11 protein-coding genes are annotated in these 12,604 nt (G+C 40.9%); 4 read left to right on the forward strand and 7 right to left on the reverse strand.

All coding sequences use genetic code 11. The annotated features are described in order from the left end of the window. Position 1: 1 nt before the first annotated feature. Positions 2–2,710 (forward strand): preprotein translocase subunit SecA, encoded by a 2,709-nt coding sequence (gene secA, locus AB204_RS09210; protein WP_047963087.1) that lies wholly within the window; start codon positions 2–4, stop codon positions 2,708–2,710. A gap of 92 nt (positions 2,711–2,802) precedes the next feature. Here the strand turns inward: secA and AB204_RS09215 are convergent, their stop codons facing one another. Further along, complete coding sequence (locus AB204_RS09215) at positions 2,803–4,410, reverse strand: ATP-binding cassette domain-containing protein (RefSeq protein WP_047963088.1); 1,608 nt, start codon at positions 4,408–4,410, stop codon at positions 2,803–2,805. Positions 4,411–4,650: 240 nt separating this feature from the next. Between AB204_RS09215 and mutT the strand changes: the two genes are divergently transcribed. After that, positions 4,651–5,055 carry an 8-oxo-dGTP diphosphatase MutT gene (mutT, locus tag AB204_RS09220; RefSeq protein ID WP_047963089.1) on the forward strand — a complete coding sequence of 135 codons (405 nt, stop codon included), beginning with the start codon at positions 4,651–4,653 and terminating at the stop codon, positions 5,053–5,055. Between the two features lie 211 nt (positions 5,056–5,266). Here mutT and yacG read toward each other — a convergent pair whose 3' ends face one another. The 6 genes from yacG to ppdD all read right to left on the reverse strand — a co-directional run bounded on the left by yacG (position 5,267) and on the right by ppdD (position 10,387). Then, positions 5,267–5,470, reverse strand: a complete 204-nt coding sequence (yacG, locus tag AB204_RS09225; RefSeq protein WP_047963090.1) for a DNA gyrase inhibitor YacG — start codon at positions 5,468–5,470, stop codon at positions 5,267–5,269. A 32-nt stretch (positions 5,471–5,502) separates the two neighbouring features. Continuing rightward, positions 5,503–6,261 carry a cell division protein ZapD gene (gene zapD, locus AB204_RS09230; protein WP_047963091.1) on the reverse strand — a complete coding sequence of 253 codons (759 nt, stop codon included), beginning with the start codon at positions 6,259–6,261 and terminating at the stop codon, positions 5,503–5,505. Then, positions 6,254–6,877, reverse strand: a complete 624-nt coding sequence (gene coaE, locus AB204_RS09235) for a dephospho-CoA kinase (protein WP_047963092.1) — start codon at positions 6,875–6,877, stop codon at positions 6,254–6,256. The genes zapD and coaE overlap by 8 nt, the downstream gene beginning before the upstream one ends. Before the next feature lie 258 nt (positions 6,878–7,135). Further along, positions 7,136–8,335: a protein transport protein HofC gene (gene hofC / locus AB204_RS09240; protein WP_047963093.1), complete on the reverse strand. Its 1,200-nt coding sequence runs from the start codon at positions 8,333–8,335 to the stop codon at positions 7,136–7,138. Then, on the reverse strand, positions 8,332–9,894 hold the full coding sequence (gene gspE / locus AB204_RS09245; RefSeq protein ID WP_047963094.1) for a type II secretion system protein GspE: 1,563 nt from the start codon (positions 9,892–9,894) through the stop codon (positions 8,332–8,334). Before gspE ends, hofC begins: the two co-directional genes overlap by 4 nt. A gap of 70 nt (positions 9,895–9,964) precedes the next feature. Further along, entirely contained in the window at positions 9,965–10,387 is a 423-nt protein-coding gene (gene ppdD, locus AB204_RS09250) for a prepilin peptidase-dependent pilin (protein WP_047963095.1), read from the reverse strand. 318 nt (positions 10,388–10,705) lie between these two features. Between ppdD and ampD the strand changes: the two genes are divergently transcribed. After that, positions 10,706–11,248, forward strand: a complete 543-nt coding sequence (gene ampD, locus AB204_RS09255) for a 1,6-anhydro-N-acetylmuramyl-L-alanine amidase AmpD (protein WP_047963096.1) — start codon at positions 10,706–10,708, stop codon at positions 11,246–11,248. A gap of 5 nt (positions 11,249–11,253) precedes the next feature. After that, on the forward strand, positions 11,254–12,141 hold the full coding sequence (gene ampE, locus AB204_RS09260; protein WP_047963097.1) for a beta-lactamase regulator AmpE: 888 nt from the start codon (positions 11,254–11,256) through the stop codon (positions 12,139–12,141). Positions 12,142–12,604 lie beyond the last annotated feature (463 nt).

A 12,604-nucleotide genomic window follows, 5' to 3' on the forward strand; every position in this document is an offset into this window, starting at 1 on the left:
TATGCTGATTAAATTACTAACGAAAATTTTTGGTAGCCGTAATGATCGCACTTTGCGTCGCTTACGCAAAGTGGTTGATGTAATCAACCGTATGGAGCCGGATTTTGAAAAACTCTCTGATGAAGAACTGAAAGCGAAAACAGAGCAATTTCGCGCTCGTTTGAAAGAAGGAGAGTCACTGGATAAAATTCTGCCGGAAGCTTTTGCGACTGTGCGTGAAGCCAGTAAACGTGTATTTGGTATGCGTCACTTTGATGCTCAGTTGCTGGGCGGGATGGTATTGAATGAACGCTGCATAGCAGAGATGCGTACTGGTGAAGGTAAGACACTGACCGCAACATTGCCGGCTTATCTTAACGCCTTAAGCGGACGAGGTGTCCATGTTGTCACCGTGAACGATTATCTGGCACAGCGTGACGCTGAAAACAATCGTCCTCTGTTTGAATTTCTTGGCCTGACAGTGGGCATTAACTTGCCTGGTATGCCAGCGCCAGCAAAACGTGAAGCTTATGCCGCTGACATTACTTACGGCACCAACAATGAGTATGGTTTCGACTATTTGCGCGACAACATGGCGTTCAGCCCAGAAGAGCGAGTCCAACGTAAGTTGCACTATGCATTGGTGGATGAGGTGGACTCCATTCTGATCGATGAAGCTCGTACCCCATTGATTATTTCTGGGCCTGCGGAGGATAGCTCTGAACTTTATATCAAAGTGGATAAGCTGATCCCGAAACTGATCCGTCAAGAAAAAGAGGATTCAGATACCTTCCAAGGTGAAGGGCATTTCTCTGTTGATGAAAAAACACGCCAAGTCAATTTGACAGAACGTGGTCTGGTACTGGTTGAAGAATTATTGGTGGAAGCCAAATTGATGGAGGAAGGTGAGTCCTTGTATTCTCCGACCAACATTATGCTGATGCACCATGTGACGGCTGCCCTGCGCGCCCATGCGTTGTTTACCCGTGATGTAGACTATATTGTCAAAGATGGTGAAGTCATCATTGTTGATGAACATACCGGGCGTACCATGCAAGGTCGTCGTTGGTCTGATGGTCTTCATCAGGCGGTGGAAGCCAAAGAACATGTTGAAATTCAGAATGAAAACCAGACACTGGCTTCGATCACATTCCAGAACTATTTCCGTATATATGATAAATTGGCAGGGATGACGGGTACTGCCGATACAGAAGCTTTTGAATTTAGCTCTATTTATAAATTAGATACCATCGTCATTCCAACAAACCGTCCAATGATCCGTCAAGATTTACCTGATCTGGTTTACATGACAGAAGCAGAAAAAATTGAGGCGATCATTGAAGATATCAAAGAACGTACAAGCCGTGGTCAACCAGTTTTGGTGGGAACCATTTCGATTGAGAAATCAGAGCTTGTTTCTAACGCATTAACTAAAGCCGGTATTGTTCATAACGTCTTGAACGCAAAATTCCATGCAATGGAAGCTGACATTATTGCTCAGGCAGGTCAGGCCAGCACGGTGACCATTGCGACTAACATGGCGGGGCGTGGTACCGATATCATGTTAGGCGGAAGCTGGCAGACAGAAATTTCCAAACTGGAAAATCCAACTGAAGCAGAAATCGAAAAAATCAAAGCTGCGTGGCAAGAGCGCCATGATGCGGTATTAGCTGCGGGTGGTTTACATATTGTCGGTACAGAGCGTCATGAATCCCGCCGTATTGATAACCAGTTACGTGGTCGTGCGGGTCGTCAGGGAGACGCAGGTTCTTCGCGTTTCTATCTGTCAATGGAAGACTCCTTGATGCGTATTTTTGCTTCTGATCGCGTTACCGGCATGATGCGTAAACTCGGGATGCAGCCAGGGGAAGCAATTGAACACCCATGGGTGACTAAAGCAATTGCTAACGCTCAACGTAAAGTTGAGAGCCGTAACTTCGATATCCGTAAGCAATTACTGGAATATGATGATGTTGCCAATGATCAGCGTCGGGCGATTTATGCCCAACGTAACGACTTGCTTGATGTGAGTGATGTTAGTGAAACTATTGCCAGCATTCGTGAAGATGTTTTCAAAACCACGATTGATGCTTATATTCCACCACAATCACTGGAAGAAATGTGGGATGTTGAAGGATTGCAGGAGCGTTTAGTCAACGATTTCGATCTGGAACTGCCAATCAAAGAATGGCTGGATAAAGAACCTGAATTGCATGAAGAGACGCTACGTGAGCGCATTCTGGAGAAAGCGATTGAGGTTTATAAACAGAAAGAAGAAGTTGTCAGTGCAGAAATGATGCGTAATTTTGAGAAAGGTATCATGCTGCAAACTTTGGATACATTGTGGAAAGAACATCTGGCAGCGATGGATTACCTGCGCCAAGGTATTCACCTGCGCGGTTATGCTCAGAAAGATCCAAAGCAAGAATACAAGCGTGAATCTTTTGCCATGTTTTCCAATATGCTGGAATCACTGAAATATGAAGTGATCAGCACATTGAGCAAAGTTCAGGTCAGAATGCCAGAAGAAGTTGAAGCGTTGGAGCAGCAGCGTCGTGAGGAAGCTGAACGTTTGGCAAGACAGCAACACCTGAGCCATGAAACCGAGCAGGGAGCATTGATGTCAGAAGCTGAAGCTCAGATGGCAACAGGAGAGCGTAAAGTTGGCCGCAACGATCCATGCCCATGTGGTTCCGGTAAAAAATATAAGCATTGTCACGGTCGCTTATAATTAAAGCTAATTGTGCTAATGGTGCATAACCATTAGCACAAAACAGCTCAAACCCTCGCTCAATCGGGTTGAGGGTTTTATTATATTGATGATTAAACCATAGCTTTTTCGTCACTCTTCAATACCAACTCTTGCATATTGCCTACATTTTCAATGAATTTATCATCATGGGAAATAAGTACCATTGCTCCAGTATAATCATGCAATGCTTTTTGAAGTAATTCACGTGATTCAATATCCAGATGATTATCTGGTTCATCTAATAACAGTAGGGCAGGTGCATATGGCCCACAGAACAAGCAAGCCAGCGCGACCTTAAGTTGTTCTCCTCCACTCAGATAGCCGACAGGCTTCAGTGCTTCTTCACCACGAATACGTAATTGTGCCAATCGAGTACGGTAGCGATCTTCAGTCCAACCCGGTGACTGTCGTTGAAAGTTATACAGCGCAGATTGAGTTTTATCGAGAAACGAAAAATGTTGATCCATTAAACGATACGAAGATGTTATTCGGCAAGTTCCCTGTTTAGGCAAGTAATCTCCTGCCATCACTTTTAATAAGGTTGATTTTCCACTGCCATTTTTACCAACGACAGCAAGACGTTCATCATTATTGATAGTCAGGCTGATGGGAGATCCTGAACCAAAAGGTAAGATGACATCTTGTAAGTAAAGTAGCGGAGCAGTAGCCGCTTGTGGGGTCGCAACGACAATTGATAATGGATCGATAATTTCCAGTTTCGCTCTGGCGTCTGTAGCGAGTGATGAACTCCTTTGAATTCGTTCTTTGTGTTGTATTGCTTGTCGTGACAGCGTGGCTTCTGAGCGTCCAAGTTGACGATCAAGGAGGATTTGGGCTTGGTTGGCATTTTCTCGTTTTTGTTTGCCTTGGCTTTGCCTTTTACTGGTTTTTTCGCGGTCTTTTTGCTTATCACGCAAAACTTGTTTCAGATTTTTTTGAGTTTGATCCACTTCGCGTTGAATACCGAGCCTTAGTTGCTCCTTACTCTCCAGCCAAGTTCCCCATCCACCGATACTACGAGATAACCCCAATCCACCAAGTTCATAAACAATCGATACATGTTGTAAAAGTTGGGTATCATGGGTTACCAGCAAAATACCACCGCTGAAAGTTCCCAGCCATTGAGACAACCAAAGGCGCCCTTGCCGATCAAGGTGGTTACTTGGCTCATCCAGAATCATAAAACCAGCACCTTGCCTTTTTAGTGCTAATAGCCTGATCCGTGTTTGCTCACCACCGCTGAGGGAAGCAAAAGGCTGGTTTAATATGTTTGGATTGAGTTCACCTTCCGCAAGCAGAGATTCAGTCTGAAATTGCCAATTCCAATGACCTTCCATAACATCAAAATCTGCGGCATCACCAACACCTGCCAGAACACGCTCATTAGCATTCATTATATTGGTCAATCCCAACATATCGGCAGCGTTACCAGAAAAAGATGCTAATCCCTGTGACAAATAGCCCACATCACAGAAATGTTTCACATTACCTTCTGTGGGAGATGTCTGTTTTGCCAATATTGATGCCAGCCAGGATTTACCAATGCCATTACGCCCCACTAACGCATGTTGCTCTGCATTCAAAAACATATCAATGCCAGAAAAGAGAGGCTTTGTTTCGCCGGAAAACTGATAGGCGATGTGTCTTGCTTCGATTAATGATTGAACATCATTTTGCATAAACTGTGTTTCCTTAATCTTTAAAATAGTCGTTTGGATCTATTTGTAGGCTAATTTCTTACACTGTTTGCAATTTGTTTTTACATGATAGGTTTTATGTCGTGAGATTATGGGTAATAAAAATCGGTGGAAATCGGCTAAACATTGAATGAAATACAAGTTTGCGATTCAAGCTAATTTTAATGTAGTCTGCAAGGGATAATCACCTAAGTTAAATAATCAACAGCAAGAAAAGCGATTATGGAAAAAAAACATCTGCATATTGCAGCAGGTATCATTAAAAATAGCAATGATGAGATTTTTATCACGCAGCGCAGTGCTGATTCACATATGGGCGGATTTTGGGAGTTTCCTGGAGGAAAACTTGAACAGGGAGAAACGCCTGAGCAGGCGTTAATTAGAGAGTTAAAGGAAGAAGTGGGTATCACGGCAACTCATAGTGAAATGATGGATACCATCACACATGATTTCCCTGACAGAAGAATCACGCTCTACTTTTTTCTGGTCGATGAATGGAAAGATGAGCCATTTGGTAAAGAAGGGCAACCTTCTCGCTGGGTTTTGCAATCAAAATTAATTGCTGATGAATTCCCCCCAGCAAACCGTAGTATTGTGGATTTACTGACGAAAGATGGTTCGAATTAACTTTTGACTGGTTAACTTTTGATTGGTTAACTCTTCATTGATTAACTTCTATTAGCTAGAAGTTTATTAATTGGTTATTTGTTAGATCGTCCGGCTTTGAAATCGGGCATTATACAGTAGCGCCAAATATCACTGGCGCTGCTGTATTAGTGGTCATAACTGAAATCGTGGTCATAACTGAAATAGCGGTCATAACCGAAGTTAGGCGATATTACTTATCCAGATTTGGATCTTCGCTCCAGTTATCATTCTCTGAACTGTCGCTCTGGCTCGGTATTTTCTTTTCTTCGCTAGCCCATTCGCCTAAATCGATTAGTTGGCAACGTTTACTGCAAAATGGGCGGTACGGGCTGATTTCCCCCCATATTACCGTGTTGCCGCATGTAGGGCATTCGACAGTCAATACTTCAGACATCTTACTTTCTCCTGCTAAATTTGAATCCTATGTTAACAGCAGGCTAATTCAAATGACAAATGGGCGGGCACTGCGCCATGTTCACTATCCATAGGCAAGAAACGGATGGCAAAACGTGTCTTGTAGCCAGAGACTTGTGGATAAACTAACTCGCCCAACACAACGTCTAGCTTTAATCTTAATAAGTCTGCCTCATCAGCATTTCCCTGATAGAATCCATTATGACTGTTTTTAGGAGTGAATGCTGCTGAATGGCGTATGAGCCCTAAAATGCTTTCCAATGCTTGTTGTAATGGGCGAAGGCTATCTAACCAGTTTTTTACGGATTCGTCCCTGACAGATTGGGGTAAATGCAGCCACAGATGCAATGTCGGCAGATCAAAGCTACAACATCCTCCGGGGATACTGAGACGCTGGCGTACCATACTGATAATGCGGTCTTCTTTGATGTATTGGCTCAGTCTGGGGGCTTGATTCAAAGCAATACTGCGTCCCTTAAGTTGTCCTGCCAGATTTTGGATCATTGCAGTATCAGCATTGGGAGCACAGAGCCACTGTTTTAATTTTGCCTGCTGACGATCGAGTTCTTTCAATAATTCAGAGCGAACTTCACCACGTTCTAAAATCTCAATTAATTCGGCAATTGTACGGAAAAACGCGAGGCTACTCGCCTGAGAATCCAGATGGCGTTGTTTTTCCAACTGTTGCAGTGAAGATTCAATCCTCAACCATGAACGCATTTTTTCATTGAGTGGATGTTCAAAAATAATAGCGGAGGTTGCATCACTCATTATGGTTTTCCTGTCTGACTGATTTTGCTAGTTTTAAATACTGTTGATGTAGTTCGGCCACACGGGAAGCAATATTTTGCTCGTTGTTGTGGTTAATGATGACATCATCTGCCTTTTCCAGTCTGGCCTGACGGCTGGCTTGTGCAGCCAGAATCTTCTCGACCTGCTCACGGCTCACGCCATCACGAGCCATAGTTCGGGTTACCTGTGTTTCTTCGGGGACATCAACAATTAAAATACGGTCTGCTGAATGCGTTAAATTATTTTCAATAAGTAGGGGAACTACCCAAATAGCATAGGGTGCAGTAACTTGGTTCAGTTGTTTGTGTGTTTCTTTTTGTATCAGCGGATGCAAGAGCGCATTGATCCACTGCTTTTCTTCCGGGGCCGCAAAAATTTTTTGGCGCAGCAGTGCGCGGTTGAGGCTACTATCGGCTAATAATATGTCGGGACCAAAGTGTTCTGTGATTGCCTGTAATGCGGGAGTGCCAGGAGCAACGATTTCTCTGGCAATAATATCAGCATCAACAAGAGGAACACCAAGGGATGAAAATACATTAGAGATAGTCGTCTTACCGCTACCAATTCCACCTGTGAGTGCAACAATATAAGCCATTCTATCCCTTAAAATATTTCTGATAGCATAATTAAATTGTAACCCAAGGGAGGCTTATGAGCTATAAACAAACGCGTATATCCCTCTCACCTTCCAAGTTGAATTGTTAAATACGCTTTTTTACAAGCCACATGATTCACTATATTAACTATGGCCCTTGGGATACGTTCTCTAACACCACGTTGTAACCTGAAATTCATTGGCCAATACTTCTACTTTTTGCTCCTGAGAAAAAAAATCCAATATGTAAATATATTGTTAAGATAATATTGTGCCTAATTGGAAAATAGGCAGGTACATGGCCAGTAATAATAAACCAACAATCAGTGCCATTATCAGCATCAATAGAGGTTCAAGTAATTGAACTAAACTATCAGCAAGGTTGATGGATTTTTCCTGATACCATTGTGCAAGATTAAATAAAAATAACTCTAATTGCCCAGATTCTTCACCTATAGTGACGAACTGTTGACATAAAGAAGGAAAATACTTTGTTTTTTTTAAAGCATCGCTCATTGGAATCCCTTGTTGGATTTGCCGATGTAAGTATTTTATGCCAGTGATAAAAACCGGGTGATGAGTGGCATTAAGTGCGCATTCCAACCCCGTTGTTAGTGTTAACCCTGCTTTCTGTGTCATAAATAGAATATGGAATACTTGATTGGTTTGCTGGTAAATCGTGAGTTGCTTAAACAGGGGAAGTTTCAGCAGGAACATTTTTTCCTTTGTTTGCACGATGGGAAAGTGATGGCGTAACCATAGATAACTAATCAGTGATATCAATATTACCATTAGCAATAGTACTCCATGATGAATTAAAAAATCAGAACTTGATAAAACCCACTGCGTTAGCAAAGGCAAAGTAGCATTAAATGAAGAATAAACGTGCCGGAATTCCGGTAAGACAAAAACCAACATCAGAATGATAACGAGAATGCTCACACAAGCGACAATCAAAGGGTAACGATAAGCCTTTTGAATTTTCTTCCTTAATGTATCTTGCTGTTCCAGCCGATGAAGGATTAATTGACAGCAATTTTCAAGCTGGCCTGTTTGTTCTCCTACAGCAATAATCTGGCTGAATAAGGGAGGAAATAATTTTGGATAATATTCCAGTGTTGTGGAGAATGGTTCACCTTGGCTAATTTTCTGAATCATGTCTGTTAATACACATTGCCAAAGTGCATGTTTACACTCTTGTAATAAGATAGTTAATCCCCGAAGTAGAGGAATGCCTGAAGCCAGTAATGAGCTTAACTGATGAATAAAATGTAGGCGATAAGCTATTTCCTTTTCACTGTAATGAATGACTTTTTTGCATTTAATCGAATAGGGCTGCAAATCGAGATAACTTAAGTGTTGAAATACGCTTTTTTTGCTGTGACCGAGGCTTTCTCCTTTGATGATTTTCCCGTTATTGTTAATCGCTTGCCATTGGTAAATATATTCTATTTTCATACTGCCTCATGGCCTGTAATCTGATAAATCTCTTCAAGGGTGGTCATTCCTTTTTCCACTAATTCCAACCCTGCCGAAAAAAGAGTTGAATCCTGTTGTGAGGCAAGTAAATGTAAAATGTTATTACTTGTATGTTCAGATATCATTGCTTGCTGGAGTTCTGGTTTTATTTCGAGAAATTCATAAATAGCTGTCCTACCGTAATAACCAGAAAAACAGTAGTCACAACCAACGGCATTCCACTTTCTGATAGAGGCAAGTTGCTTTTCAGATAAGGGGAGAGTTTCTGCCTTACTGATAAGGTTAGGTATGATGGTGGGAGTTATGTCTTGCTGGCGGCAATGGGGGCAGAGTTTACGAACCAGTCGCTGTGCAATAATCAACTTCACGCATGACGCAGTCGTGTAGCCAGAAATTCCCAAATTTTGCAGGCGGGATAAGGTATCGATGGTGGAGTTGGTATGCAGTGTTGATAAAACCAAGTGTCCCGTTTGCGCTGCTTTCATTGATATTTCGGCGGTTTCATTATCACGAATCTCACCAACCATGATGATATCGGGATCTTGGCGTAATAATGCTCTGAGAACTTTGGCAAAATCTAGTCCAATCTTGTTATTTACAGGTGTTTGGTTGATGCCGTTCAATGGAATTTCAACGGGATCTTCGACACTACAGATATTCTTTTTGGCTTGGTTTAAATATTGCAGGCAGCTATAGAGTGTGACAGTTTTTCCACTCCCCGTTGGGCCGGTTACCAAAATCATTCCTTGTGGTAAATGGATCTTCTGTTTTAACAATTGTAACTGTGGTTCAGGCATACCCAGTTGTTCCAGGGACAACTGGTGTATGGTATTTAAAATACGCAGAACTATTTTTTCCCCATGCAAGGTTGGTAGTGTTGATATGCGTATTGCATAGTTATTTGTACTATTGTTATTTGTACTATCGTTATTTGTATTATCGCTCCAATCAAATTGTCCATCCTGAGGTTGGCGTTTTTCAGCAATATTGAGTTTTGCCATGATTTTTAAACGAGCGGGAATGCTGGTATTCATTTGAGCTGATGGAGTATGCATGGTATGTAATATTCCATCAACTCGGATGCGTATTTGATAACCACGTTGAGAAGGCTCAAAGTGAATATCTGAAGCTCTTTTCTGGATTGAGGTTAATATCGTTTGATTGATTAATTGAATAACAGGCGTGTCTATGTTCTCATCCTGAAAGCTGTTTGTTTGCACCATATGATGATTAGAATAGCGATTATCCAGACTATCAATGCGATAAGACTCCGCTTCATTATCTTCTGCACAGTGATGCTCTTCTGATATAACGGGTTTTTCCTGCATCAGCAGTGATTCTATTTTTGCTTCTGGCCAGATGTCTATATTAACAATTAAGCCGGAAATAAAACGCAATGCAGCGACGAAATCCTCATTAGGTGATTTACTACAGGCAATAGTAATAGTGTGGGGATCTTTTTTTATCATAATGGATTGGTGCCGTTGACATAATTCTTTCACTTCTCTTTCCATTAAGAGATTTTCCTTATTTATCATTAATTATATTCCTTTGATAGGTTAATTATTTAACACGCCTGTTTTTAAATGGTTATTTGAAAGTGTGTTTTTAGAATTTTAAGGTTTCCTGACATTTTAGTTTTAATGATTCATTTTTAGACTCACAAATAGTATTCCATTGTGTGATACCTGTTTTTGCATCTTGAGTTGGTTTTAAAATGGCGTTAAGTCCGCTGAGATTTTGTTGCCCTACGACCGTTATTTCACCCTCTTTTACTGTGATGGTACTGACATAGCGACTATTGTGACCTGATGGGATGGACGCTTGACCAGAATGGCAGTCTCTATAATTTTCAGTTTCAAAGCGACAAAGCTCCACGCCGGATTTATAAGGCACAATAGCTTGCAGCATATCGGTCAATGCTGCTTTCTGGATATATCCCTGATAACTGGGAATACCAATTGCGCCGAGGATAGATATAATTGCCATAACAACCATCAATTCTATTAATGTAAATCCGTGTTGATTCATTTTTCTTCCTTATACTTATTTGAGCAGGCTATCAAATTTGGTTACAGATAAATGAGATATGAGTAAGCATGAAGTAAACAGAGGAAAATAAAATAGCTTTAGCTATATTTATGGAATTGGTTTGAAAAAATAATAATGTGTTGCATTTTTTTGCAAAAAATTTTCGAACTTGATCGTAAATAAAAAACGTCATCGATCTTGGTCAATTGAAGATGTTGACATGTTAAGCTGTTACACTTTAAGTAGTCACATGAATTGTGAATTAAAATAATTGGCTGGAATGGCGTGATAGTGAATTATTAAGGGAGAAGTAAAAGAATGAAACTGCATGAAGGGTGGATTGATATTGCAAGAAAAGTTATCTCTCCACATTGTGATCTGCGCCCAGAAGATGAAGTTCCATCATTACTGGTTATTCATAACATTAGCTTACCTCCCGGAAAATTTGGTGGCCCTTATATTGATCAATTATTTATGGGGACACTGAATCCAAATGATGATCCTTTTTTTGATGAGATCAAACACCTGCGTGTTTCTGCTCATTGCCTAATCCGACGCGATGGGGAAGTTGTTCAATATGTGCCTTTCAATAAAAGAGCTTGGCATGCAGGTGTTTCCTGCTACTGTGACCGTGAGAAATGCAATGATTTTTCGATAGGCATTGAATTGGAAGGCACGGATTACGAGGAATTTACTGAAATTCAGTATATTAAACTGGCGGAAATCACCGAGCTACTTATCAGCCAATATCCTGATATCTACAATAATATTGTGGGACACAGTGATATTGCTCCGGGTAGAAAGACTGATCCAGGGCCATATTTTTATTGGGATTACTATCGACAACTATTGAAGGAGTGAGTTGGATGACTCTCTTTATTCTACTGTTAATACTGGCATGGGAACGTGTTTTTAAAATGGGAGACCATTGGCAGTTAGAACGTTATTTATCCCCGCTTTTTGCCAGAATAAAATCACATTCATTGTGGGGCAGTTTAGTCATAACCTTACTGGTTGCCTTATTAACTTGGAAGCTTATTGATATTTCGAGTTCTGTTGCTTTTGGCATTCCAGCGATTTTATTGAGTATTATCATCAGCTTGTTATGTATTGGCGCAGGGGGATTACGTCATGACTATCGTGGATATCTTCAGGCGGTACGTCATGATGATCTCGAACAACAGAATATCCATCTTACTCGTTTGATGATGATTCAGGGAACGTCACCAGATACAACATCATCTAACACTGCAACCGTGCCCGATACCACAAAGGATGAACGATTGCGTGAAATACAGAATGCCTTAATCTGGATAAATTTCCGTTATTATCTCGCACCGATTTTTTGGTTGATTGTGTGGGGAAAATTTGGTCCTGCTATTTTGATGGGTTACGGTTGCCTTAGAGCTTACCAAAGATGGTTAGCACAACATGCAACGGCGGTGCAGCGCGCGCAATCCGGGGTTGATGGCATATTACACTGGTTGGATTGGCTTCCGGCACGTTTGGCAGGTATTGCTTATGCTTTGTTGGGGCATGGCGAGAAAGCTTTACCAGCTTGGATCGCATCGCTCAGTGATTTTCGGACATCGCAATATAAGGTAGTCAGCCAGCTGGCTCAATTTGCGCTCAGTAAAGCACCTCACCTTAACCCTGTAGAAACGCCAGTTGCTGCTGTCACGTTAGCTAAAAAAGCGACGTTCACGATCGTGATTATTGTGGCATTGTTAACGATTTATGGCGCGTTAATTTAACCATAAATGATTTGATTGAACAGCTATATACCCTTTATTTTTCAAGTTGTTAATTCGTTGGTTAGGTTTGCTTACCAAATTGCTATAACTTGAAATCTATTGGGTATATTTCTTAATAACTTACTGATAATTTCCGCTAGCTTACAACAGTTATGTGAAGGCTGTTGTTGTACAAAATATTGTCGTAAGAAATGCTGTAGGGAAACATGTTATAGGGAAAAGCGTAGTAGATAAAAATGTAGTAGATAAAAATGTAGTAGATAAAAATGTAGTGTAGGCCAATGATTCATTGGTTTTAAAGTCATCCATTCTATTTTGGATATGTTGATTGATTTATGTACTTTTACGTAAGCCAGTGTTCGTTGACTATTTTTAACTTGAATTTTAATTCGTTTTTATTGAATTTTTATCAAATTATTTTGATGCTATAACGCTTCAGTTTGACTATTTCTTACGTTTAAAA

The sequence above is a fragment of the Xenorhabdus khoisanae genome, from assembly GCF_001037465.1.
Classification (GTDB): Bacteria; Pseudomonadota; Gammaproteobacteria; order Enterobacterales; family Enterobacteriaceae; genus Xenorhabdus; species Xenorhabdus khoisanae.